Here is a 24,765-nt window from a genome sequence, read left to right on the forward strand (position 1 = left end):
TCGAACATAGTGGCAGGTAATGTTGTACAGATTAAGCATAAAGACTATAGGACGTCGTTTTTCAAGAACAGGATTTCGGTGTAAATAGGAAACTGGAGGATGGATGTAGGAAGTACTGATTGTCAAAATTGTTCAATATGCCATTTTAAATGAATACTGAAATGTGGTTACAGATCAATCAAAACTGAAAAAATTACCCTATTGTTTCTTAAACCTAATCATTCGATTTATAAAAGTTAATCAGCTTTTGACAACAGAGTGAACAATAATTTATGCCCATTTTCTTAATGCTAAAATCAGTAATCAATCTGCTATATTAATCAGTACGAAATATACCTTATCAAAAGTATTTTCTATTTTCTTACTATATATTTCAGTTTCTCTATTAAAATTTCCCAAACAAAATAAGCTTAATATTGATTCCTTTATTTTAATTTATTCTATTCAGAAATTAACTAGAGAATTGTATGTTTTTCACTATGCCCTTTATTTTATTACTTATTATTATTTCTCCAGTCGCACACATGCAAAATGACTCTTCTGTAAGAATTTGAAATCCATTAATAATCTTTAAAAGCGATATTTTACCGAAGCTAATAAGTATCTTTGAACTAGTTGGATTTTTGATTTAAAATTAGTGTAGTTATTTAATGTAGTATATATATATTCTTTTTCATTTAAAATATTATTGAAGACCAAACGGTAAGAAAGTTTACTATCAATAGGGTTATAACTTAATACTAAATTATTAAAGGAATATTTTTGAGAGAAAATAAAATATAATGAATTATTAGATTCTGCTAGTAATGTTTTTGATATTTTATAATTGACATTTAAAAATAAATCTTTTGTAATATTCGTGTTTTTTATATCATTAAAAATTATTTGATTATAGTTATATGAAAATCCAAAGTCAAAGTTTACAGGGATTTTAAAATAAGTCGTAGCTGAATATTTTATCTTGTTTGTGTAACCTTTAGACATTGAGAAGTTATTAGAATTGACATTTACAGGATTGGAATTCCAAATGTTGTTAGTCTCAATTCTTGATGAAATATTTAACTTACGGATGTAATTAGTAAAGCTGAAATTAAAATTATAGCTTTCTCCCCCAAAAGTCTGTTGAAGTGAATTGAAACTAAAATCATTTGTTATAATACTTTCAGTATTGAGTATTGATTTAGATTTTAAATAAAACAGGTTAGTATTGATTGAAAATCTCTTGTCGTCTATATATATGTAATAGGCAAATGAGGCAATAGTATTTTTTAATGGGGTTTGATAGTTTACACCTCTCGAAAAAGAACGATAATCGGTTAGCTGATAATCATTTGTTAACTGATTAATTTCAGGTAAGGTACTGTTTTCAGAATAGGACAAAGTAAAACTGCCTAACTTTGTTTTTTTTATATTTAAATAGATAGAAGGATTGATCAGGAAAATATTTTTGTGAATGTCATTGTAATTATAATTGATATTTTGTAAGCTAATATTTCCTGTTATATCAAATGTTTTTGAAAAATTAAATCGAATTGAGTTGTCAGAAATTACTTTAAATTGATTTAGTTTAACGTGATTGTTGTAATCAGTGGATAAAAATCCATTATCCGATATTAATTTATTATTAAACAATTCACTATTGTATTCTGCTTGTAAGCTGTTTGTTATGTCAAGTCTTTTTAGTTTAGTAATTAATTTAGTTTTAATCCCTGAATATAGAATATTATTACTTGCAGTTTGTAATAAATTACTATCGGAGTTCACATCTAAAAAAGAGTTTAATAATGGTGAAAATATATTTGTCTTTTCATTTACTCTATCACTTCCAAAATAAAAATAATTATTAATAACTTTATTAGATGACAGCTCGTAAGTATGATTAAAATGATTATAAAAACTAGAATTTTTTGATTTTGAAGATTGATTAATATTATCCGAATTAAAAATTAAATCATCACTCGTTTTATTGGGGTTGTCTTTAAAAATAAAAAGATTGGTTAGGTAGTTTTTATCGTTTGGATAATATTTTAATTCGAGTTCTGCTGAAGCTAATGTTTTTCTATTATTGTAGAAATTATTTTCTGTATATGATATGGGATTATTATTTTCAATATTAAATACTGTTTCGGAAAAAGAATTTTGTTTTTGTTTATCATAAGTCAGATAGACAACCCCTCGTAAAGATAGATTCTCTTTAAGTTTGCTTGTAAAACTCAATGAATTTAAAAAAGCATTATTGAAAATGCTTTGAGTTTTAGAAAAAAACTGAGGCTCATTATTGGCAATGCTGTATAAAGATTTTGTTTTATATTCAAAACGGTCATTTCCGAATTGATTATTTTCCAATACATTAGTTGTTATTAAATCTGTTGCTTTCTCACCAAGGTTATTATAATCTCCAAAATAGAATAGTTTAATTTTCTTTTTTAATAATCCTAAATTTAGACTTTCTTTCCATCGGTTTTCAGATAATACGCCACTTCCTAAGGTGACATTTCCAAACCAAACATTTTTAAGCCCTTTTTTTAATTTCAGATTAATAGCAACTTTGTCTGAGTTGTTTAATTTTTTTAAAATTGGGTTGTCCTCAAAATTATCTATAATTTGAACTTCGTCTAATACTTTAGAATCAAGATTTTTAGATAGTAATTTGTAGTTTATGTCCAATAGGTCTTCTCCTTCTACAAGAAGCTTTTTAATTTTTTTTCCGTGAGCTTTAATAGAACCATCATTTAAAACTTCAATACCAGGCAGTTTTTTTAAAATATCTTCTACCGTCTGTTCTGTCTTATTTCCAAAACTTGCTACCTTTATAGATGTAGTATCTTGATTTATTTTTACTTTTTTCCCATCAAGTATTATTTCTTTTATCGTTTCAATTTTGTCTTCGAGTACAACATCTTTTAATATTGCAGATTCTTGGTTAATTTTAATTTCTTTTGGTGTATGGTCTAAACTAGAGACTTTTAATGTTACCATGCCACTAATTCCCTTTTTATCAAAGTTTAAATTATAATAACCCTTTTCATCAGAAAAAGAATAAGCAATTGTTTCGTCATTATTATCCAATATTAAAACAGAAGCACTTTCAATGCCTCTGTTTTGATTATCTGTTACTTTTCCTTTTATGATAATTTCCTGTGAAAATGAAAATGAAAACATAAAAAAAAGAATGATAGAAAATATTTTTTCAGTCTTATTCACACTCAACAAACATATCTGATATTTTAACTCCTTCTAGCTGTATTTCAGGATAGCTTTGTTTAGCAATTCTGTTTTTTTCTATAAGTCTGTTAAGTTGGTCTTTTTGGAATTTTTTAAATTCCGTATATGTTAAAAATTTCTCTTTTATAGGGATGTCTAAGTATTTTGTTTCTTCTTTCGTATTTGAAGGATATTCAATACTTTTTGCGTTCCAATATACAAACTTACCTGTATCATATGCCTCAAGAATTAATCCAGGTAATCCTTGCAGTTTCCACGGACCATAAGGCAATGGAATTTCAGGAGTAAACCAAGCGGTATAGTTTCTCCCTCTAAAATTAGCAGTTGCTATTTTACAGGTAAATTTCCCTATTTTTTTTGTTTCTTTTCCTATTTTCCAATTGATTGTAGGCGTAGTTTCCTTTACATAAACTTGTTTTTTATATAGTAAATTAGACCACATTGTTTTTTTTGACAAATGATTAACTACTTGGTCTCCCTCTTCACTCATTTTAGTACCATTGTAGATTGCGCCGCCTCCCTCTTCATTCGTAAATGTTTTTTGTTCAGACCTGTCAGCCGCTTTTTCTAAACTTTCTTTTGCGGTAACATAATAAGATGATTGTTTATTAAAGACCAAATATGATTCACTTTCAGGTGCTTTAGCATCTCCAATGGAAAGAGCGTGAAAATACCCATATCTTACAAATCCTTTTTGTGAAAAGCAAAAGATTGAAAGTAATATAAAATTGATTAAAAATATTTTTTTCATAATAATAAATTTTAAAGGTTCTATAAAAATAAATTACAGAACCTTTATTTGTTATCTTAATTGCACATTACATGAGCGATTTCATTTGCTCTTTTTTGTGAACAATCACATGTAAAAACTCCTCCAACGCTACCGTCAGCACATAATGCTCTCCATACTTGAGGTTTTACGAGTTTAGAATTTTCTTTTTTCACATTATTTAATGCAGTAAATGAACTCAAAGCTAAAATACTTCCTGTTACTATTGATAGTACTGTTATTTTTTTCATAAAAAAATTTTAATTTAGTTACACATTAAATCTGCAATACGTTGTACTTGAGCTGCTCTACAATCACATATAAAAGAACCTGCGTAACTTCCGTCAGCACAGTAAACTTTGTATCCTTGTGGTTTAACAGGTTTTGTTTCTCCATTTACTGTTGTAAAAGAGCTAAGAGTAAAAGCGCTTACAGCTATTGCTGATAATAAAGCTAATTTTTTCATTTGAATAATTTTTTTTCTATTTCCTACTTATTTTGTTAAACACCAACAGAGATGTTTGAACTTTCCTTTCGGAGGTGGGTTTTCGGTAACTTCCAACCTTTCTATATTGCGCAATATATATTCTTTAAGGATTTGCGTATAAAAACAAACCACTATTAATTATCAAATATTTAAATAGCTTTTTTGAAAGAAAAAGGAGCCATTTGTGTTTTTTTAAAGGAGGTCAAATATAATCAATTTTTCAAATAACGATGAAATATTTTAAATATTACATGCCCTCAATCCTATTTTAGACAAATTTAATGCAGACAAACGACAAAACTGGTCGCGTTTTATATTAATTTTGTTTCAATATTGTTCTTCCCAACTTCAAACCGACCAACCTGTTTGATTTATTGTATATAAACAAATTGTTTTGAGCAGATACATTCATACCCTTGTTGAATTTGAAGTCTTCTGAAAATAAAGCTTCGGTAAACAAAAGGTCAAAATAAAAACAAACACTATCTAATTCTTGTCCGTTTTCAGAAAAGGGAGAGATTTTGCTGATTTTAAGATTTTGAACTTCTACTTTGTTTTCAAGCATCCCCTTTAAATCATAATCTACCTGTTGTATTGTTGTTCTTTTGGAGCAGGAAAGCATTGTTTCCAAACCTTATGAAAATGCTGTAGCAGAGAGAGTGAATGGTATTTTAAAACAAGAATTTGATATCGATAAATATGATATTGAAACTTCGCTCAAAAGAAAAATAGTAAATGAAGCTATTGGAATTTATAATGAATTACGACCTCATTTTTCGAATCATTATTTAACCCCAAATCAAATGCATCAACAAAAGAAAATCAAAATGAAAACTTATAAAAACAAAAACCAAATTATAGAGAGAATCTTATAACTTCTATCCTACATTTTCTCGTTTTCAAGAATCTTCAGCACCAGCTTTTCCTCCTGTGTAAGGCTGGCTTTTCCATCATTCTCCTCGATCTGTTCCAATTCATCAAGGTATTTTTTGATCGTATTATTTTCGTAGAGATTGATTACCAGAGGGTGTACATAGTATTTCCTGCAGACCGTGCTGGTATTTCCAAGATGTTCGGCTACAATCTCAAGAGCTTCTTTCACTTTCTTTTTATACTGTGAATCGTTTTCTGCATAGCCTATTTCCTTAAAAGCAATAAGTGCACTCACGGTTCCGGACCAGGTTCTGAAATCTTTAGCCGTAAAATCTTCACCGCTTATTTCTTTGATATATTCATTCACCATTCCTGAGTCTACCGAATGGCGGTTTCCTTCATCATCAAAATACTGGAACAGCTCCTTTCCCGGAATATCTTTACACTTCTGGACAAGCCTTGAAAGTCTTCTGCTTTTAAGGTTGATATTGTGCATAACGCCCTTCTTTCCTTTAAATGAAAAAGAAATCTTTTGCCCGTTAATTTTTACATGTTTATCCTTTAAAGTGGTAAGGCCAAAAGATCCGTACAGTTTCTCATACGCATTGTTACCAATACGAATATTTGTACGCTGCATCAAACTGACAATTAATGCCAATATTTTTCTCTTCTCGAAATTTCTTATGGCAAGATCCTGCTCCACATGAAGTCTGATATCAGGCAGTGCATACCCGAACTGAAGCATTCTGTAAAATTTAGTATGATTTCTTAAAGCACTCCACAATGGGTGATAGCGGTACTGCTTTCGGCTTTTCACATCAAAACCTGTGGCCTGAAGATGACCATTATCTAGCGCGCATATCCATACATTTTCCCACGCTGGAGGGATGACCAGCTTATTGATTCTGGTAATTTCTTCTTTGTCCTTAAGCTTTTCGCCGTTTTTGTAGTAAGAATACTTTTTTCCTGTTTTCTTACGGGTAATCCCGGCCGTTTCCGCATCGGAGGTATATACAAGATGTACCGCCTTTGCGGAGGCTTCAGGATCCTTCATGATCTTGATAATTTTTGAAGGCTTCAGGTGAGAAATGATTTCCAGATCTGTATTCTTCTCCATACAAAATGGTTAAGAGTTTTTACCCCGAGAAAAGATCAGAAAGAGGACTACTACCACCGCAACGACCAGGATAATTCCCCACCACATTCCTGCCTTAAAAATAGTTTCTATTGCTTCACAACTTGTTAGTGTCAACATTGTGAATATCGCTAAACTGAATAAAGTCAATTTTCTCATGATATAAATATTTTTGTGTTGTTAAACTCTTTGGTTATCGGCTTTCCAGGTTTTGATCGATCGTTTGATCTCATCGCCTGACATATTTTCTTTAATGGCTTTGTTCAGAAGTTCTTTGAACTCATCATCATAGGCGAACCTTAGTGCAGCAATCTGGTCAAATCTCAGCTGATCTGCCACTTCATCAGATCGCTTTCCGAAAATCTCAAAATAACGTTGTTTGAATTCAAGCATCACCATTCGGTTTTGAAGTCCCAGTGCGTAATGCTGTCTTGTCATAAAAGCCAGGTAGAAAAGCAGAAATATCACGATTGAAAACAATGTCCACGTTAATTGGTGTTCAGGATCATTCCGGATTTTATAAATTCCATAAATTTCCAACGCAATTAATAGCGGAAGGTAAATGAAATGATGTGGGGGATAAAATTTCCTGTGATTTTTATAATTCTGCTCTCTCATACGATGAATAGTAGCAATTATCTTTCCAAAATTTCATATGTTTAGCAATTATGTTGTTTTTGTGGTATGTAAATGTATAATAGATTCAATGTTGCTGATTATTTTTCACGAATCATAAAATATGTAATTCTTTATTTAACAGGATTATTTATTTCAAAATGATTATCCGTTTTTGATGGTTCTTAAAAAAAAGGAATAATGGCAATTATACCTATTTATGCTGTAAATGGAGAGGAGTAGTATTTTAAAAATATCCATATTTATCTTTAAAAAACGCAGGTTTTAATAGGTTTTGAACTAAGAAAAATCTACAATTTTCTCAACAGCTAATTCTCAAAAATGTAACAGATCAAATCCATTGATGAAGAAAGAATAACCAATCATTAGTGAAAATTGACCTGAGATTTCATTTTTAAACCTCAATTTTTTCGTAACTTTCGGTGTTTAAAAAAGAAAAAAGAATGACTTCAAAGGAAAAAGTTGTTGCACTTCGTGAAGAGATGCATAAAAATAATGTTGATGCATTTATAGTATATTCCGCAGATCCGCATATGAGCGAATATCTGCCTGAAGAATGGCAGGAAAGATCATGGTTGTCAGGATTCCTGGGTTCTGCCGGTTTTGTGGTCATTACCAAAGACAAAGCTGGACTTTGGACTGATGGAAGGTATTTTACGCAGGCTGCCATTGAACTGGAAAATTCCGGAATTGATCTTTTCAAAGACGGAATGGAAGGAACTCCCAATTATATAGACTGGATTATTTCTGAAACACCTGAAAACGGAAAAGTAGCCGTTAATGCCGTAGCCACTTCAAATGCCAATTGGGAACTGCTTTCGCAAAAACTGCAGTCAAAAAATATAAGTTTAACAGATCTTCCTCTATTAAAGGAAATCTGGAAAGACAGAGGAACCCCTTCAAAAAATCCGATTTTTGTACATCCTGTAGAAAGAGCTGGAAAATCAGTTACGGACAAATTGGGGGCGATCCGTCAGAAAATGGAAGATCAGGGAACTACCGTTCATATTATATCAAGTCTGGATGATGTAGCATGGACCTCCAACTTAAGAGGAAGTGATGTACAAAGCAATCCTGTATTTTTAGGATATATCGTTATTACAAAAAATGATGCAGTCCTGTTCACAGATCTGGAGAAACTTGAAGTGGAGGCAAGAAAGCAGATGGATGAATCTTTTGTAAAAATGATGCCTTATGAAGAGTTTTACCATTACCTGAAAGCATTTAAAAATGAAAATATACTGGTTTCTCCGAACAGTAACCAGATGATTTTTGAAACCTTACAAGCAGACAACAAGTTTACAAAAGCTCCGGTTCCGGGTAATCTGATGAAAGCTCAGAAAAACGAAACCGAACTGGAAGGATTCAGAAAAGTGATGGTAAGAGATGGAGTAGCCATGGTGAAATTCCTTTACTGGCTGACCCATAATGCAGGAAAAGAAGCCATGAATGAATATTCTATCGGCGAAAAACTGAGAGGTTTCCGCGCAGAAGGAGACAATTTCGTGGGAGAAAGCTTCGGCAGTATTGTAGGCTATAAAGATAATGGTGCCATCATGCATTATTCTGCAAAAAGTGAAGGAAGCAAAGACGTTACCAATGATGCAAGTATTCTGGTAGATTCAGGAGGACAGTATCTGGAAGGAACTACGGATATTACAAGAACTCTTTCTTTAGGTGCGGTTTCTGATGAGTTCAAAAGAAATTCTACATTGGTATTGCAGGGATTGATCCGTTTATCAATGGTTAAATTCCCGAAAGGAACAAAAGGCGTTCATCTGGATGCCATTGCAAGACTTCCGCTCTGGATGGAAGGGAAAGATTTCAACCACGGAACAGGACATGGAGTCGGAAGTTTCATGAATGTCCATGAAGGACCTCAGAACATCAGAAAAGACATGAATCCTCAGGATCTTCTTCCTGGAATGGTTTGTTCCAATGAACCGGGATACTATCTTGAAGGAGAATATGGAATCAGACATGAAAACCTGATTGCGGTAAAAGAAGCCGAAAAAACAATTCACGGAACGTTCTATGAATTTGAAACCCTTACATTCTGCCCGTTCTTTAAAGATACCATTGTAAAAGAAATCCTTTCACAAGAAGAAATTACCTGGTTGAATGATTATCACAGAACATGTGAAGAAAAAATAGGCCCTTATCTTGAAGGAGAAGTTAAAGAATGGTTCCTGGAATTGGTAAGCCCTCTTTAATGATCTGAAATGTGAATAACAGTAGGTGGTGAATGGAAAATAGTCAGTTTTTGAACTTTCAAAATATTAATCCTTAACCATTGAATTTTATATATTGAACATTAATAATTGTTAGATAAATTCTTGAAGCCCTGCGGATGTCTCTGCGGGGCTTTTTTTATCCAAACAACCGTATTTTCACGGATATAATTCTAGGGATTCCCCTGACAAAAACAAATACCAGGTGGTCTATCTTTGCATCAGTAACAAGACATCATTCATATCTTCATACACTTAGTAAATTCAAAGCAGTAAGACCATTTCGTCATGAAATGGTTTTATTTTTTTATCAAAAACCAGACATTAAGATCTTTTGAACCGTTCGGGACACTTAATTTTTGAAATACTCTATGATTTGTTTAATTTCGCGATCAACATCCCGCGGTAGGCTTTATCACCTTCCTGAATTATAATTTGAAAACATGGTAGAAGATTTTTTCCGCAGTTTTAATGTATTCTCAGAAAATGAGATCAGTGATTTCCTGCAGCTTTTTGAAGTCAGAAAAGTACATAAAAATGAATTTTTTGTACATGAAGGTGACCGATGCAGGGAAATAGCATTTATAGTATCCGGCATTTTTCGTTCCTATTATATTTCAGATGAGGGAAAAGATATGACCTACTGTTTCAGATTTCCCAATCAGCTGATGGCCAGCTACTCGTCATTTATTTCAGATTCTCCCAGCAGAGAAAATATGCAGGCTATTACTGATGCCCATCTTATGGTTTTAAAGAAAGATGCCATCGATCAGTTTATAAAAATGGATCTCAACTGGACAAGATTTTTGAAGATGATCGCGGAACAGGAATATCTTGAGCTTGAGGAGCGGTTTTTCCAGCTTCAGAGGGACAGTGCCGCACAGCGTTATGCATATCTGCTCGGGAATCAGCCGGATTATGTTCAGAAAATTCCGCTGCAATATTTAGCTTCTTATCTGGGAATTACCCAACGACACCTTAGCCGGATCAGAAAAGAAGTTACGCTGTAAATAAAATTGACATCATTTGTAATCATAAAATATAACTGGAAAGGGATTGTTTTTTTGGACATTTGTCCTATAGCCTGAATAGGTAGCTTTATAATTTTGTAAAAAAAAAATATATGGAGCATAATATTCTAGTTATTGGAGGAAACGGTCTGGTAGGAAAAACGATGATCAGAATTTTAAAATCAAGAAATCCTCATCTGTCTGTTTTCGTTGGAGGGAGGAAAGGTAAAAATACAGGAAGTGATCTGAAAATTGATGTGACTCATCCGGAAACCTTTCACATTATTAAGGAAAATAAAATAGATCTGATCATTCTTTCGGTCAATGATAAAGAAGATCATGTTCTCCGGTTTGCCATCGAAAATAAAATCGATTATCTGGATATCACCAAACCTACTCCTGACCTTGTGAGAGCATACAGCATTGCCAAAAACAGAGACGTACAGAGCAGGATTGTATTCAGTTCCGGATGGATGGGAGGCATTGTGAACGGGCTTGCTAAAACCATTGCAGATAAGGCTGCCGACATTCAGGAAGTGAAACTTTTTGTGTATTATTCGGTGAAAGATCTTGCCGGTGAAAGTTCCGCTCATTTTATGGCTGAAAATGTGGCAAAGCCGTTTATCAGGTATCAAAATAACCGACAGGTTCCGATCAAACATTTTTTAGATTCTGAAAACTTTAATTTTTCTTTTGGCATTGGGACCAGAGAAGCCTATAACTTTGATGTACCGGATTTATATATTTTAAATCAGATTGAAAACGTCCCTAATGTGAGTGTTAAGATGACTTACAATTCAAAGTTCATCACGTGGCTTTTGGGAGCCTTCCAAAAAATAAGACTTTTCAATATTTTGTCATTAAAGGAAAGGCGAATGATTTTCGGATCAAGTGGAAAGGGGGACCAAAGTGTCTTTGAAATCGTTGTCAAGAGTAATAATGAAGTAAGAAAGTTAAGTCTGCAGAGCACAAAAGGACAGGCAGAATTAACCGCACTTTCTGCGGTGTTGCATACAGAAGAGCTGCTTATGAGTCCCCATGAAAACAAAGTGTATTTCAGTCATCAGTTGCATCAGCCATCAATATTGATGGACAAGCTTAAAGCCTATGAAACCATCAACATACAATCTGTATCATGAAAAAAATAGCCATTATCAACGGGCATCCGAATAGAGATTCTTTTAATTTTGGAATAGCAGAAGCTTATCAGGAAGGAGCCAGAAATTCGGGAGCTGAAGTAAAAGTGATTACCATCGCTGAACTCAATTTTGATCCTATTCTTCATTTCGGATACCAGAAAAGAATGGAGTTGGAACCTGATTTGCTGAAAGCCTGGGAGATTATACAGTGGGCAGATCATCTGGTATGGATTCATCCGGTATGGTGGGGCGGTTTACCTGCATTGATGAAAGGTTTTATAGACCGGCTCTTCCTTCCGGGATTTGCTTACCAGTATAGAGAAAATTCGGTTTGGTGGGATAAACTGCTGAAAGGGAAAACAGGCCATATCATCACGACACTGGATCAGCCGGGATGGTATTATTGGCTTCTTTATGGAAGACCAAGTGTGAATCAGCTGAAAAAATCAACGCTGGAATTTTGTGGTGTAACACCGGTGAAAGTAACTTATATCGGAATTATAAGAAATTCTACGGATGAACAGCGTGTGAAATGGCTTCAAAAATTGAGAGAACTCGGCAAAAGACAACAGTAAATTTTCATTGCGGGGAACGAAGTGCCGAAGCGATCTCATAATAAATTGGCCGTGAAGGTGAATTTAATTTCCAACAGCTTTTAAATACGAATAGCACTCTTAAAAATCACAGATGGTCATTAATTGATCGTATTGCTTAAGAGTTATAATATGATAAAACTTTAGTCATTGACAACAGGGAATCTGATAATGGATAAAAATCCCAAAAGCTCCAATCAAAGCCATAGACAATCTGTATAAAAAACGCTGTCACACATTAGCATGAAAAACCTTAAATTTGCAAAATGAATAAGGATACGATTTGCGCACTGGCTACGGCCAATGGAGTAGGAGCTTTAGGGATTATCAGAGTTTCAGGAGACGATTCTTTAAAGGTTGTCCAGAAAAGTTTTCCGGGTAAAAATCTGGAAAAGCAAAAGTCTCATACCATTCATTACGGTTATTTTATGGATGGGGAAGAAGCGATTGATGAGGTGATGATTTCTATTTTCCTGGCTCCGAAAAGCTTTACTACAGAAAATTCTGTGGAAATCGCTTTTCACGGCTCCCCGCATATCGGAAAACGTATTCTGGAAACTTTGACCCAAAACGGGGCAAGAATGGCGAAAGCGGGTGAATTTACCCTTCGTGCATTCATTAACGGAAGAATAGACCTTTCGCAGGCGGAAGCTATCGCAGATGTGATTGCCTCTGAAAATGAAGCGTCCCGGAAAGTAGCGATCAATCAGCTGAAAGGAGGAATTACCAATGAAATATCGGTCTTGAGAACGGATCTTCTGAATTTTGTTTCCCTGATCGAACTTGAACTGGATTTTGCAGAGGAAGATGTGGAGTTTGCAGACCGGTCAGCGCTTAACGGGTTATTGGATAAAATTGAATTAAAATTAGACTCTCTTATCGATAGTTTCCAATACGGAAATGCCATTAAAAACGGAACTGCGGTGGCCATCATCGGAAAGCCGAATGCAGGAAAATCAACGCTGTTAAATTCCTTATTGAAAGAAGAGAGAGCCATTGTCAGTAATATTGCCGGAACTACAAGAGATACGATTGAAGAGATCTTGCACATTAAAGGTCATGCCTTCCGTCTGATTGATACGGCAGGACTGCGTGATACCGTGGATGAAATTGAAGCAATCGGTGTGAAAAAAGCCAAAGAGAAGGTCGAAAATGCGAATATCCTGGTTTACCTTGCAGATGCCGCTACAGAAGATTATTCGGAAGATATTGACATGATAAAATCTTTGCAGAGAGATGATCTGAAACTTATTATCTGTGCTACAAAAATTGACGAAGTACTGCCTCCGAAATATGAAGCGGTAGAAGATATTTTCAGAAACGAAATCGCCCAGGATTTTGATTTTATCAGAATATCTGCGGTAGAAAACCAAAATATCCAGGATCTTAAAAACGAATTGTCCTCTTACGTTGAGCAGTTAAAGTCTCAGGAAAATAACGTCGTTATTACGAATCAAAGACACTTTGAAGCTCTCCGAAAGTCCCTGGACGCCACCCATAAAGTGAAAGAAGCCATTTCTTTCCGGATCTCTACAGAATTGCTGGCCTACGAGCTGAGAAATGCTTTGGAACATCTTGGAGAAATTTCCGGTGAAGTGACGAATGATGAGGTGCTGGGGAATATTTTTTCTAAGTTTTGTATCGGGAAATAATTTAGCTTCTCTTTGGTTTCTTTTTCTTTCTTTTATTTGATTATCAGATATTTATAAAAAATTTATTTTCTCTTTTTAGAGTTTATTTATATATTTGTACACCTGTTGTACACCTTGAGCTAAGAAAATTAGTTTAAAGGTGTACAAATGTACACCTCAAATAAAATATATGAATATCACTTTAAAACAGAAAAATTTAGCTGATGGAAGGATTAGTCTTTTCATTGAGTATTACAAAGGTTCATCGACAAATGTTCAAGGAAAAAGAATTCATCTGCGTGATTTCGAGTACTTGAAACTGTATTTGCATCCCGAACCAAAAACGCCTAATGAAAAAAAAGAAAATAAAGAAACTTTGGTTCTCGCAGAAAGTATTTTGGCAATCAAAAAAGCTGAATATGTCCAGGGGCGTTACGACTTGAAAGATACCGTAAAAAGTAAAAGAACTTTTTTAACATATTTTGAGGAGTTAACAGATGAGAAACGATTACAAGATTCTTCCAATAATTACGGTAACTGGTTTTCTACTTTACAACATCTCAAAAAGATTGTTTCTAAAAGCATGACTTTCGATGAAATTGATGAGAGATTCGTCAAAAAAGTTCACAGATATTTTGAGAAAGATGCTCTTACTAAAAGTGAAATTCCACTTTCTCAAAATTCCAAATATTCATATTTCAATAAATTTAAGGCTGCACTTCGAAGTGCTTTCGATAATGGATATTTGACAATCAATTATGCGTCAAAAATAAAATCATTTGAACAAGCTGAAAGCCAAAGAGAATATCTGATTTTTGATGAATTACAAAGGCTAGCGAAAGCAGAATGTAAATATCCTGTTTTGAAGAAAGCATTTCTTTTTTCATGCTTATCAGGATTACGTTGGTCAGATATAAATTCTCTGACATGGAAAGAAGTTCGTGATGAAGGTGATATTTCAAGAGTTAATTTCCGACAAGAAAAAACAGATGGTGTAGAATATCTTTATATATCAAAACAAGCAAGAGAATTGTTAGGCGAAAGACAAGATCCACAAGAAAGAGTTTTCAAGGGTTTGAAATATGGGATGACTTACAATACAGAAATTATCCGTTGGTGCAATCGTGCTGCTGTTCCCAAACATATTACTTTTCATTCAGCTCGGCATACGAATGCTGTTTTACTTCTGGAAAATGGCGCAGATATTTACACAGTTTCAAAAAGATTAGGCCATCGTGAATTGAGGACCACTCAGATCTATGCAAAAATTGTGGATAGCAAAATGAAAGAAGCAGCAGAGATTATTCCAGAATTAAATATTGAGATATGATGAAAATAAACATTGAAAGTAGACCTTCCTTATTAATTCTAGTTTCATTTGTTATCTCGCTGATAACTCTGATGGGAGTCTATCTTATTCCATTCAACTTCAGGGTTCCTATCTTTAAGGTAATTGCGCTAGTTTTAATTGTTTTTATTCTTTACCCTTTCTGTAGAGTAAACATAAAATGGATTCTCTATTATTTCTTTTGTCTCGATCGTGATTGGTGGATTGCTCGGATCGAAAGACCTCGAATTTTCATCTACATTATTTATTTTGCTATCTTACTGATGATGCTGAAAGATATTTCAATCCCCAATCAATATGTGTTATTTTTCTATCGTCTGTCAATAATGTTTTATTTAGTGGTAGGAGCCGCTATGCTTGGGAAACTAATTTGGACTAAAAAATTTGAATCTGCACTTCTACCTGAGATCAAAAATTTAGTTAATCAGAATATTTCTATTCGGAAACTTAGTGAGACAGAAATAAGTGAGATTATAAGATTGAATAGTAAAAATATTGAAGAAAGTTCAGTAAATGATTTACAAGCTTTATTGAATGGAAACATACCTGGTGATAAAATAAAATGGGTTGGAACATCGGGAAAGAATGTTATTACTTACACCGAATTGTTTTCTTTGTTACACATAATCTCAGAAAGCGGTGATATTAAATTTGATAGGGCAAAAAGAAAAAGCTTAATGAACTTTATTATAGCAAACTTTGTAAAGTATGAGAAAGGGGAAGTTTCTCAAATTCCGTATGGCAGCTTAAATAGCGCATACACCAATTTTGTCTTATAGATCAGCCATATTCAAATTTTATACTGTAAAAACCTTTATTAGAAGGTGTTTTGACTATCCGAGTATTTTAATGACATTGTCATTTGTTTTCCTTTGCCACACAAATTTTAAAATAGTAAAGCAATGGAAAACGAAATCATCCTTCACAAGCTGAACCGAATTGAAAAGCATTGTAAATCGTCAGCAAAAAGTGGACATTAGATATTAAAAAGTTAAGGAGTGTTTTCATAAAAAGAGTAATTTTAATTATGGCAACACCAAAAAAGAAACCCACCGAAAAATTTGTAAAAGATATTCGGCAAAACACCCGCAGAATATTCACTGCAGAGCAAAAGATTTTAATCGTGATGGAAGGTCTTCGAGCGGAGACTTCCGTAGCCGAACTTTGCAGGAATCATAATATTGCACAGTCGCAGTTTTATGCCTGGAACAAGGAGTTTATGGAAGCAGGAAAGAAGCGTCTCAATGGAGATGTCGCTCGCGAGGCTACGAGTGATGAAGTATCAGATCTGAAGAAGGAAAACGCACGTTTGAAAGAGATCGTAGCTGATCTGGTCGTTCGCTATGACATTGTAAAAAAAAGTTTAGACAGGCTGGATTAATCGATAAATACAGAAAATATATGAGATTATCGGCAGCTGAGAAATACGAGATCATTCAAACGGTAACCACAAGTGAACTCGGCGTGAAACGAACCTTGGAAAGTTTTGGAATTGCAAGAAGCAGCTTTTACAAATGGTACGGGAGCTACCTCGAATACGGCTATGATGGGTTGGAAACTACGAAAAGAACAAACCATAGGCAATGGAACAGCATTCCTGAAAGACAGAAAGATCTGGTGGTAGAGATCGCTTTGGAACACACCGAATTATCTGCAAGGGAACTGGCCTACAAAATTACCGATGAACAAGGTGTTTTTATTTCAGAATCCAGTGTTTACCGTATTTTAAAGCAAAGAGACTTAATCCCGGCACCGAATCATTTTCTTCTTTCAGCAGCAAATGAGTTCAAAGACAAAACGAAATTTGTGCATCAAATGTGGCAGACAGATTTTACCTATTTCAAGATCATTGGATGGGGATGGTACTATCTGAGCACGATTTTGGACGATTACAGCCGCTACATCATTCACTGGGAGCTGTGCGACTCGATGAAGGCCGAAGATGTGAAACGAACGGTGGACACGGCCATTAAAAAAGCGAAATTAAAGACCAAAGCTAAACCGAAACTGCTCTCAGATAACGGTTCCTGCTACGTCTCCAGTGAGCTGAAAACCTATCTTAAAGATAATTTAAAGATGAAGCAAGTTCACGGAAAACCAATGCATCCGCAGACCCAAGGTAAGATCGAGCGTTATCACAGAACGATGAAAAACGTAGTGAAACTAAATCATTTTTATCACCCCGAGGAACTCATCCAGGCACTGGGGAAGTTTGTAGAAAACTACAATAACAAGCGCTATCACGAGTCGATAAATAACCTCACTCCAGCAGATGTGTACTTCGGAAGATCAGAACAGATTTTGGAAAAAAGAAAGCAAACAAAAGCGGAATCCATCCGAAAAAGAAGACAAATATATAATCAACAAAAATTAGTAAGTTTATAAATCGAAAATCCTCCTTAAGGATTTAAACTAAAATGTCTAAGTTGGTTTGAAGACGTACAATCAATAGATAGAGAAATACAAGGTCAAAACTTAATTCAAGATGTTTCTTTGAGCATATTAAATTATGCACAAAACTCTAATTATAATGCTTTCTCAGGATCTGCTGTAGTTAACGATTATTTCCAGGTTACATCTATTGTTAAGTATCAGGCAGTTCGTAATCTTAGTTCTGTGAGTATAAGAAAGGCTAAAACATTTTTAGAGAGAAATGGCATCAATGTAAAGCATGATCAAATTGTATCATTTGATTTATTTAAAAATGATGTATTTGTAGGTTTTGGTGATAGAGAGAGCGAGTGCGTGGTAGAATCGAATAATCCAATTAATAATCTTTCCCCAAAGGTTATCATTGAATCAAAAAGAGATGATATATTTTATCCAAAGAAAAATTTGGATTTAAAAGAACTAATAAAACATTTAAGAAAGGATAAAAATGTTAATGATAAACTATGGAAAGGTTGGATACAAATACTAACATACGTTGAAATACTTAAAGGAGATTATAGTGACGCAAATCATATAAGTATCAATGTAACATCAAAAGAACTATCTAATGTTTTTGGAATCTTCAGTCGCAAAAGAGACGTACCTATCGAATTATATCTTAATTTTTACTTAACTGAAGAAAAAAACTATTTCAATATAGCTAAAATGTCTATTCATGAAAATAAAAAGAATCAAATTGCAAAGCACACCTGTAATATTTTCAATTCAAATATAGATCAGTTTGGTAATACAAATAAACTTGTAGTTGATATAAGTAATCCTGAACATTCAGGGCCAAGTATTCCAAATATAAAAATCGGAGCTCTTAGTTTGAATCAAATAAATAGAGCTGTCATAGATAGCAATTCATTAGCTGATGTTAGTATCAATTTAAAAAAGATTTTTGAAGATGCCATTAAATAAAGCAAATCACATAATAACTTCGTTAAAAGAGAAAGATGATAGCATAACATTTGAAGGACTTGAATGTTGGATTAAAGAAGAAAAGGAGTATAATATTTATATATTCTCTATTCAATTTTCAGATAAGGATGAGCTATTAAAAGTTCATGAGGAGCTTAGAGATTATATAGCAATCTACTTCCAAAGTCAATTCTTAGAAAAAAATGTAGAAAGATGGAATATTTACCAGTTTTTCTTTATAAAAGATAAGATTGATGAAGTGACAAAACAATTGATTGAGCAAGATAAGTTTTCTACTCGGAAAATTATTCATGATGATTTGGAGAAAGAACTTAGTGATGACGAGGTTATTTCTATAATTGATGAAGAACTATTTAATTTTACAATTAGTAGGAGGAGTCTTGCGAGCGATTCTGTCGATACCTTTTTAGTAGATAAAGAGCATGATGAAGTCATCGCAATCTTAGGTAAACAACTAACTGCAGAAGAACTAATAAATACTTTAGATCATGAGTAAAATTAAAAAAATTGAAATTTCTGATTTTAGGATATATGAGGGAACCTCAGAGTTTAATCTGGAGAAAAAAGATTACGTAGCGAATCTAGTGGCGATATATGCTCCTAATGGTTATGGAAAAACATCATTTTTTGATGCAATTGAGTGGACTTTTAGTAATAAAATAAAAAGATTTGAAAATGATTTTACAAAAAAAGCTATCAAAAGTGAAACAGAAAATACTATTTTGTTAACTAATAGCGATAGTTATAAAAAAAGAATCCAGGGAAAAGTTAATATTGAACTTGATAATAGTCAATTTGTCGGAAAATTAGTAAGTAGATATAAAAAACCGGGTACAATCTATTATAACGATTATCGTCAGGGCAATTTATCCGATGGATCAATTACTTCTGATTTTAGTGCTTTGCCATCTAGTAATGTTTTAACGCAAGATCAAATTGATAGTTTTTTACGATTCAAAACTCCTGAAGAAAGATTTAATGAATTAAAAGATTTTTGGCCTCAGAGTTTTGAAGCAACTGAGAGATTGAAGCAATTATCTGATTTACTTAAAACATTAAATAAAAAAAGAGAGTCTATTGATTTTTCTATTAAAAAAAATGACGAGGAACTTGCAAAACTTAATGGCAATGAAGAGAATATTTCTAAAGTAAATATATGGCTTGATAAATTGACTAAGGTAGACTATACTAAATTTACAAAATATTCAGTTGAAAAAATAGATAAAAGTATTTCAAAAGAGAATTTTGATAAAATTCATAAAGAAAACTCTAGAAATATTAAACAGATTCACATAGATATTGAGAATCTTGAAAAAACGAAGAGTGATCTTGATTACTTAATTAAAGAAGTTGAGAATTATATAAATAGTACAAGTAAGTTAAAATCTCTTGAAGCTAGTGTAAAACAGCTTCAAACTAGAAAATCAAATTATTTAAATCTACGTAAATCGAAAGAGCTTGAAGGTCAAATATTAAAAGAAATTGAAATTTTAAAAGTAAAAATTGGAGATTATCATTTTCTTTTAAATCATTTAGATAATTATTTATTAGATGTAGAAAAAATAAACCAACTAAGATTAGTTGAACAAACCCTATTAAAAGAAAATTCTAAATTTTTAGAGTATAAAAAGTATGCACAAAATTCAATAATTAATTTTAATGAATCTTTGCTAAAACACAATTCAGTTCTTTCAGATAAGAAGTCTAAAGAGAAGGATCTTCAAAAAGTATTTTCTGAATTTGAATCTACTTATGACAATTTAGAAAAGCGTAAACAGGAATTAATTGAATTCAAAGAACATTTTGAAAAAAATAATAAAAAGATTAACGAATTACAAGAGCTAAATCAATCATATTCTTTAATAATTGATAAAAAAAATTTTTCAAATACACTTTTAAATGCCAATATTGATATAAAGGCTTTTTGTGACGAATTTGAAATCATAACCAATAAACTTATCGATTTTAATAGCAAATTAACATCAGAAAAGAATGAATTAAATACGCTACTCAGCTTTAATGATGATCTAGATAAAGTAATAATGTATGGTAAAGGTTATCTAATTAAAACAGAAAGTTCAGATTGCCCTTTGTGTAAGACAACTTTTAATTCATTCCAAGAGATATTGTCAAAAATTGATTTAGAAAGATTAGGAGCTTTAAAGATTGTTGAACAACAGAAAATAGTTGATGATATTGAAAAAGAAATTAAAGATTTGACTTCTAAATCAGCTGAAATAGAGAAAAGTATTATCTCCAAGATAAATATAGAAAGAACTAAACTCATTGATGTGTAAATCGTCAGCAAAAAGTAGACATTAGATATTAAAAAGTTAAGGAGTGTTTTCATAAAAAGAGTAATTTTAATTATGGCAACACCGAAAAAGAAACCGACCGAGAAATTCGTAAAAGATATTCGGCAGAACACCCGCAGAATATTCACTGCAGAGCAAAAGATTTTAATCGTGATGGAAGGTCTTCGAGCTGAGACTTCCGTAGCCGAACTTTGCAGGAACCATAATATTGCACAGTCGCAGTTTTATGCCTGGAACAAGGAGTTTATGGAAGCAGGAAAGAAGCGTCTCAATGGAGATATTGCTCGCGAGGCTACGAGTGATGAAGTATCAGATCTGAAGAAGGAAAACGCACGTTTGAAAGAGATCGTAGCTGATCTGGTCGTTCGCTATGATATTGTAAAAAAAAGTTTAGACAGGCTGGATTAATCGATAAATACAGGAAATATATGAGATTATCAGCAGCCGAGAAATACGAGATCATTCAAACGGTGACCAGGAGTGAAATCGGTGTGAAGCGAACCTTGGAAAGTTTTGGAATCGCCAGAAGTAGTTTTTACAAATGGTATAAAAGCTACCTCGAATACGGCTATGATGGCTTGGAAACTACGAAAAGAACAAACCATAGACAATGGAACAGCATTCCTGAAAGACAGAAAGATCTGGTGGTAGAGATCGCTTTGGAACACACCGAATTGTCTGCAAGGGAACTGGCCTACAAAATTACCGATGAGCAAGGTGTTTTTATTTCAGAATCCAGTGTTTACCGTATTTTAAAGCAAAGAGACTTAATCCCGGCACCGAATCATTTTCTTCTTTCGGCAGCAAATGAGTTCAAAGACAAAACTGAATTTGTGCATCAAATGTGGCAGACAGATTTTACCTATTTCAAGATCATTGGCTGGGGATGGTACTATCTGAGCACGATTTTGGACGATTATAGCCGCTACATCATTCACTGGGAGCTGTGCGACTCGATGAAGGCCGAAGATGTGAAACGAACGGTGGACACGGCCATTAAAAAAGCGAAATTAAAGACCAAAGCTAAACCGAAACTGCTCTCAGATAACGGTTCCTGCTACGTCTCCAGTGAACTGAAAACCTATCTTAGAGATAATGTAAAGATGAAGCAGGTTCACGGAAAACCAATGCATCCGCAGACCCAAGGTAAGATTGAACGTTATCACAGAACTATGAAAAACGTAGTGAAACTCAATCATTTTTATCACCCCGAGGAACTCATCCAAGCACTGGAGAAGTTTGTAGAAAACTACAATAACAAGCGCTATCACGAGTCGATAAATAACCTCACTCCAGCAGATGTGTACTTCGGAAGATCAGAACAGATTTTGGAAAAAAGAAAGCAAACAAAAGCGGAATCCATCCGAAAAAGAAGACAAATATATAATCAACAAAAATTAGTAAGTTTATAAACCGAAAATCCTCCTTAAGGATTTAAACTAAAATGTCTAAGTTGGTTTGAAGACGTACATATCCCCATTTTATTTTTAAAATTAATTTTTGCACTTCTATTCAAAAAATATAGATTTATTTGAAGGCTATTAATAAAGGGATGATATTTATTTTTCTCTTTAATTTTATATATTAATATTCCTCTATCTATAATTTTAGTTGTAATACTACTATCATCAACAGTTACACTAATTTCTGTTGTTTTTAATTTTAATATATCAAGAATAGAATTTTGTACGACACTGTACGTCTTCAAACCAACTTAGACATTTTAGTTTAAATCCTTAAGGAGGATTTTCGGTTTATAAACTTACTAATTTTTGTTGATTATATATTTGTCTTCTTTTTCGGATGGATTCCGCTTTTGTTTGCTTTCTTTTTTCCAAAATCTGTTCTGATCTTCCGAAGTACACATCTGCTGGAGTGAGGTTATTTATCGACTCGTGATAGCGCTTGTTATTGTAGTTTTCTACAAACTTCTCCAGTGCTTGGATGAGTTCCTCGGGGTGATAAAAATGATTGAGTTTCACTACGTTTTTCATAGTTCTGTGATAACGTTCAATCTTACCTTGGGTCTGCGGATGCATTGGTTTTCCGTGAACCTGCTTCATCTTTACATTATCTCTAAGATAGGTTTTCAGTTCACTGGAGACGTAGCAGGAACCGTTATCTGAGAGCAGTTTCGGTTTAGCTTTGGTCTTTAATTTCGCTTTTTTAATGGCCGTGTCCACCGTTCGTTTCACATCTTCGGCCTTCATCGAGTCGCACAGCTCCCAGTGAATGATGTAGCGGCTATAATCGTCCAAAATCGTGCTCAGATAGTACCATCCCCAGCCAATGATCTTGAAATAGGTAAAATCTGTCTGCCACATTTGATGCACAAATTCAGTTTTGTCTTTGAACTCATTTGCTGCCGAAAGAAGAAAATGATTCGGTGCCGGGATTAAGTCTCTTTGCTTTAAAATACGGTAAACACTGGATTCTGAAATAAAAACACCTTGCTCATCGGTAATTTTGTAGGCCAGTTCCCTTGCAGACAATTCGGTGTGTTCCAAAGCGATCTCTACCACCAGATCTTTCTGTCTTTCAGGAATGCTGTTCCATTGTCTATGGTTTGTTCTTTTCGTAGTTTCCAAGCCATCATAGCCGTATTCGAGGTAGCTTTTATACCATTTGTAAAAACTACTTCTGGCGATTCCAAAACTTTCCAAGGTTCGCTTCACACCGATTTCACTCCTGGTCACCGTTTGAATGATCTCGTATTTCTCGGCTGCTGATAATCTCATATATTTCCTGTATTTATCGATTAATCCAGCCTGTCTAAACTTTTTTTTACAATATCATAGCGAACGACCAGATCAGCTACGATCTCTTTCAAACGTGCGTTTTCCTTCTTCAGATCTGATACTTCATCACTCGTAGCCTCGCGAGCAATATCTCCATTGAGACGCTTCTTTCCTGCTTCCATAAACTCCTTGTTCCAGGCATAAAACTGCGACTGTGCAATATTATGGTTCCTGCAAAGTTCGGCTACGGAAGTCTCAGCTCGAAGACCTTCCATCACGATTAAAATCTTTTGCTCTGCAGTGAATATTCTGCGGGTGTTCTGCCGAATATCTTTTACGAATTTCTCGGTCGGTTTCTTTTTCGGTGTTGCCATAATTAAAATTACTCTTTTTATGAAAACACTCCTTAACTTTTTAATATCTAATGTCTACTTTTTGCTGACGATTTACAAGAATTAAAATTCTATATTTCCCTTCCTGTACAATCTTTTTTCCATCAAAATTTTCAAAAATATAAACCTTATTATTCTGTTTCCACTATCTGACGAAAGCCTGCTGAAAAATTGCTAACTGACTGTTTTTCCGAATTATATACTTGCTATATTTGATGTAGTTAAACATCAAACACACAAATTATGGCACTAGACAATTTAATCAGCGTAAGCTTTACAAACGCAGAACTGGAAACCATTGATAAGGCAATTCAGGACATCCAAACCGCCCTTGCGGGAAAAACCATCAACCTTACCCCAGATCTGAGGCAGCAATACGGAAGGATTGCTGAGCAGAACAAACTCTTTGTGAACAAGGCCAAAATCTATATGGAACAATATCCCCAGCACGTTCCCGGTTTTCTGGATAAACCTGACTTCGACAGGGATTATGCCGCCAGGGAACAGATTGAGCAGAGGCTTCAGCTCCTGGATTCCATCGTAGAACAGCTTGGTGATACCAAAGTATTGCTGGATCATGATAACTATCACAATTCCATCAGCTTTTACCGGAATATAAAATTCCTTTCCGGGGAGAATGTACCCGGTACCAATGTGATCTATGAAGATATGAAACAGTTTTTTGTAGCAGCGACCCAGCCAACCGATGTCCCTCCTCAATCTACAGATACCGACAGTAAATAGAAATAATACTGAAAAAATAATTGAATAAAAGAGCACGTGAAAACGTGCTCTTTTTTATAAATATACCTTTATGCCCTTCCATAACCCCTTCGGGTATGCCATAACCGTCACGATGTATTTGCAT

22 protein-coding genes are annotated in these 24,765 nt (G+C 33.8%); 14 read left to right on the forward strand and 8 right to left on the reverse strand.

Annotated features, from left to right (window positions below; all coding sequences use genetic code 11):
• Positions 1-570: 570 nt before the first annotated feature.
• From EG346_RS13860 to EG346_RS13875, 4 genes are read right to left on the reverse strand one after another with little or no spacing between them, the layout of a single operon-like run.
• Complete coding sequence (locus tag EG346_RS13860; RefSeq protein ID WP_123879309.1) at positions 571-3,204, reverse strand: carboxypeptidase-like regulatory domain-containing protein; 2,634 nt, start codon at positions 3,202-3,204, stop codon at positions 571-573.
• Positions 3,197-3,976 carry a GLPGLI family protein gene (locus tag EG346_RS13865; protein WP_123879311.1) on the reverse strand — a complete coding sequence of 260 codons (780 nt, stop codon included), beginning with the start codon at positions 3,974-3,976 and terminating at the stop codon, positions 3,197-3,199. Before EG346_RS13865 ends, EG346_RS13860 begins: the two co-directional genes overlap by 8 nt.
• 56 nt (positions 3,977-4,032) lie before the next feature.
• Positions 4,033-4,245 (reverse strand): hypothetical protein, encoded by a 213-nt coding sequence (locus EG346_RS13870; protein WP_123879313.1) that lies wholly within the window; start codon positions 4,243-4,245, stop codon positions 4,033-4,035.
• Positions 4,246-4,259: 14 nt separating this feature from the next.
• Positions 4,260-4,460 (reverse strand): hypothetical protein, encoded by a 201-nt coding sequence (locus EG346_RS13875; RefSeq protein ID WP_123879315.1) that lies wholly within the window; start codon positions 4,458-4,460, stop codon positions 4,260-4,262.
• A 626-nt stretch (positions 4,461-5,086) separates the two neighbouring features.
• Between EG346_RS13875 and EG346_RS13880 the strand changes: the two genes are divergently transcribed.
• The gene (locus tag EG346_RS13880) at positions 5,087-5,356 is read left to right on the forward strand and encodes an integrase core domain-containing protein (protein ID WP_164466137.1); all 270 of its coding nucleotides are present in this window, start codon (positions 5,087-5,089) and stop codon (positions 5,354-5,356) included.
• An 8-nt stretch (positions 5,357-5,364) separates the two neighbouring features.
• On the opposite strand, the gene EG346_RS13885 is transcribed toward EG346_RS13880, so the two are convergent.
• The 3 genes from EG346_RS13885 to EG346_RS13895 are packed head-to-tail and all read right to left on the reverse strand — an operon-like array spanning position 5,365 to position 7,107.
• A complete protein-coding gene (locus tag EG346_RS13885; protein WP_123879319.1) occupies positions 5,365-6,471 on the reverse strand; it encodes a DNA topoisomerase IB in 1,107 nt (368 codons plus the stop codon).
• A gap of 9 nt (positions 6,472-6,480) precedes the next feature.
• Positions 6,481-6,648 (reverse strand): phosphatidate cytidylyltransferase, encoded by a 168-nt coding sequence (locus EG346_RS13890; RefSeq protein WP_073332811.1) that lies wholly within the window; start codon positions 6,646-6,648, stop codon positions 6,481-6,483.
• Between the two features lie 21 nt (positions 6,649-6,669).
• On the reverse strand, positions 6,670-7,107 hold the full coding sequence (locus EG346_RS13895) for a DUF6526 family protein (RefSeq protein WP_073332808.1): 438 nt from the start codon (positions 7,105-7,107) through the stop codon (positions 6,670-6,672).
• 461 nt (positions 7,108-7,568) lie between these two features.
• Between EG346_RS13895 and EG346_RS13900 the strand changes: the two genes are divergently transcribed.
• From EG346_RS13900 to EG346_RS13955, 12 genes are all read left to right on the forward strand, one after another.
• Positions 7,569-9,338, forward strand: coding sequence for an aminopeptidase P family protein (locus EG346_RS13900; RefSeq protein WP_123879321.1), 1,770 nt, complete (start codon positions 7,569-7,571; stop codon positions 9,336-9,338).
• Positions 9,339-9,799: 461 nt separating this feature from the next.
• Positions 9,800-10,366: a Crp/Fnr family transcriptional regulator gene (locus tag EG346_RS13905; RefSeq protein WP_123879323.1), complete on the forward strand. Its 567-nt coding sequence runs from the start codon at positions 9,800-9,802 to the stop codon at positions 10,364-10,366.
• A 113-nt stretch (positions 10,367-10,479) separates the two neighbouring features.
• On the forward strand, positions 10,480-11,505 hold the full coding sequence (locus tag EG346_RS13910; RefSeq protein WP_123879325.1) for a saccharopine dehydrogenase: 1,026 nt from the start codon (positions 10,480-10,482) through the stop codon (positions 11,503-11,505).
• Entirely contained in the window at positions 11,502-12,080 is a 579-nt protein-coding gene (locus EG346_RS13915) for an NAD(P)H-dependent oxidoreductase (protein WP_123879327.1), read from the forward strand. The genes EG346_RS13910 and EG346_RS13915 overlap by 4 nt, the downstream gene beginning before the upstream one ends.
• 284 nt (positions 12,081-12,364) lie before the next feature.
• Positions 12,365-13,750, forward strand: coding sequence for a tRNA uridine-5-carboxymethylaminomethyl(34) synthesis GTPase MnmE (gene mnmE / locus EG346_RS13920; RefSeq protein ID WP_123879329.1), 1,386 nt, complete (start codon positions 12,365-12,367; stop codon positions 13,748-13,750).
• A 169-nt stretch (positions 13,751-13,919) separates the two neighbouring features.
• Positions 13,920-15,059 (forward strand): site-specific integrase, encoded by a 1,140-nt coding sequence (locus tag EG346_RS13925; protein ID WP_123879331.1) that lies wholly within the window; start codon positions 13,920-13,922, stop codon positions 15,057-15,059.
• Positions 15,056-15,856: a hypothetical protein gene (locus tag EG346_RS13930; protein ID WP_123879333.1), complete on the forward strand. Its 801-nt coding sequence runs from the start codon at positions 15,056-15,058 to the stop codon at positions 15,854-15,856. The genes EG346_RS13925 and EG346_RS13930 overlap by 4 nt, the downstream gene beginning before the upstream one ends.
• Before the next feature lie 248 nt (positions 15,857-16,104).
• A protein-coding gene (locus tag EG346_RS13935) for an IS3 family transposase (RefSeq protein ID WP_394343263.1) occupies positions 16,105-17,462 on the forward strand; the annotation gives its coding sequence in 2 pieces (ribosomal slippage) (positions 16,105-16,440 and positions 16,443-17,462; 1,356 coding nt in all).
• A gap of 108 nt (positions 17,463-17,570) precedes the next feature.
• A complete protein-coding gene (locus tag EG346_RS13940; RefSeq protein WP_123879335.1) occupies positions 17,571-18,431 on the forward strand; it encodes a hypothetical protein in 861 nt (286 codons plus the stop codon).
• Positions 18,418-18,948: an ABC-three component system middle component 1 gene (locus EG346_RS13945; RefSeq protein WP_123879337.1), complete on the forward strand. Its 531-nt coding sequence runs from the start codon at positions 18,418-18,420 to the stop codon at positions 18,946-18,948. Before EG346_RS13940 ends, EG346_RS13945 begins: the two co-directional genes overlap by 14 nt.
• Positions 18,941-20,749 (forward strand): AAA family ATPase, encoded by a 1,809-nt coding sequence (locus EG346_RS13950; RefSeq protein ID WP_123879339.1) that lies wholly within the window; start codon positions 18,941-18,943, stop codon positions 20,747-20,749. Before EG346_RS13945 ends, EG346_RS13950 begins: the two co-directional genes overlap by 8 nt.
• Positions 20,750-20,821: 72 nt before the next feature.
• A protein-coding gene (locus tag EG346_RS13955) for an IS3 family transposase (RefSeq protein ID WP_394343264.1) occupies positions 20,822-22,179 on the forward strand; the annotation gives its coding sequence in 2 pieces (ribosomal slippage) (positions 20,822-21,157 and positions 21,160-22,179; 1,356 coding nt in all).
• Positions 22,180-22,521: 342 nt separating this feature from the next.
• Here the strand turns inward: EG346_RS13955 and EG346_RS13960 are convergent.
• Positions 22,522-23,879, reverse strand: a protein-coding gene (locus EG346_RS13960) for an IS3 family transposase (protein ID WP_394343264.1) whose coding sequence is annotated in 2 segments (ribosomal slippage) — positions 22,522-23,541 and positions 23,544-23,879 — 1,356 coding nt in all. Because the reading frame shifts where the segments join, the coding sequence is not laid out codon by codon here.
• A 261-nt stretch (positions 23,880-24,140) separates the two neighbouring features.
• Between EG346_RS13960 and EG346_RS13965 the strand changes: the two genes are divergently transcribed.
• Complete coding sequence (locus tag EG346_RS13965; RefSeq protein WP_123879341.1) at positions 24,141-24,641, forward strand: hypothetical protein; 501 nt, start codon at positions 24,141-24,143, stop codon at positions 24,639-24,641.
• The last annotated feature ends 124 nt before the right edge of the window (positions 24,642-24,765 follow it).

It is taken from the genome of Chryseobacterium carnipullorum, assembly GCF_003815695.1.
GTDB lineage: Bacteria > Bacteroidota > Bacteroidia > Flavobacteriales > Weeksellaceae > Chryseobacterium > Chryseobacterium carnipullorum.

What these genes read in the sequence shown, in the direction of transcription:
- EG346_RS13870 (WP_123879313.1), bottom strand. Translation starts at nt 4,245, where the DNA reads ATGAAAAAAATAACAGTACTATCAATAGTAACAGGAAGTATTTTAGCT.
- EG346_RS13890 (WP_073332811.1), bottom strand. Translation starts at nt 6,648, where the DNA reads ATGAGAAAATTGACTTTATTCAGTTTAGCGATATTCACAATGTTGACA.
- EG346_RS13865 (WP_123879311.1), bottom strand. Translation starts at nt 3,976, where the DNA reads ATGAAAAAAATATTTTTAATCAATTTTATATTACTTTCAATCTTTTGC.
- mnmE (WP_123879329.1), top strand. Translation starts at nt 12,365, where the DNA reads ATGAATAAGGATACGATTTGCGCACTGGCTACGGCCAATGGAGTAGGA.
- EG346_RS13885 (WP_123879319.1), bottom strand. Translation starts at nt 6,471, where the DNA reads ATGGAGAAGAATACAGATCTGGAAATCATTTCTCACCTGAAGCCTTCA.
- EG346_RS13925 (WP_123879331.1), top strand. Translation starts at nt 13,920, where the DNA reads ATGAATATCACTTTAAAACAGAAAAATTTAGCTGATGGAAGGATTAGT.
- EG346_RS13915 (WP_123879327.1), top strand. Translation starts at nt 11,502, where the DNA reads ATGAAAAAAATAGCCATTATCAACGGGCATCCGAATAGAGATTCTTTT.
- EG346_RS13900 (WP_123879321.1), top strand. Translation starts at nt 7,569, where the DNA reads ATGACTTCAAAGGAAAAAGTTGTTGCACTTCGTGAAGAGATGCATAAA.
- EG346_RS13945 (WP_123879337.1), top strand. Translation starts at nt 18,418, where the DNA reads ATGCCATTAAATAAAGCAAATCACATAATAACTTCGTTAAAAGAGAAA.
- EG346_RS13875 (WP_123879315.1), bottom strand. Translation starts at nt 4,460, where the DNA reads ATGAAAAAATTAGCTTTATTATCAGCAATAGCTGTAAGCGCTTTTACT.
- EG346_RS13905 (WP_123879323.1), top strand. Translation starts at nt 9,800, where the DNA reads ATGGTAGAAGATTTTTTCCGCAGTTTTAATGTATTCTCAGAAAATGAG.
- EG346_RS13950 (WP_123879339.1), top strand. Translation starts at nt 18,941, where the DNA reads ATGAGTAAAATTAAAAAAATTGAAATTTCTGATTTTAGGATATATGAG.
- EG346_RS13965 (WP_123879341.1), top strand. Translation starts at nt 24,141, where the DNA reads ATGGCACTAGACAATTTAATCAGCGTAAGCTTTACAAACGCAGAACTG.
- EG346_RS13895 (WP_073332808.1), bottom strand. Translation starts at nt 7,107, where the DNA reads ATGAGAGAGCAGAATTATAAAAATCACAGGAAATTTTATCCCCCACAT.
- EG346_RS13930 (WP_123879333.1), top strand. Translation starts at nt 15,056, where the DNA reads ATGATGAAAATAAACATTGAAAGTAGACCTTCCTTATTAATTCTAGTT.
- EG346_RS13910 (WP_123879325.1), top strand. Translation starts at nt 10,480, where the DNA reads ATGGAGCATAATATTCTAGTTATTGGAGGAAACGGTCTGGTAGGAAAA.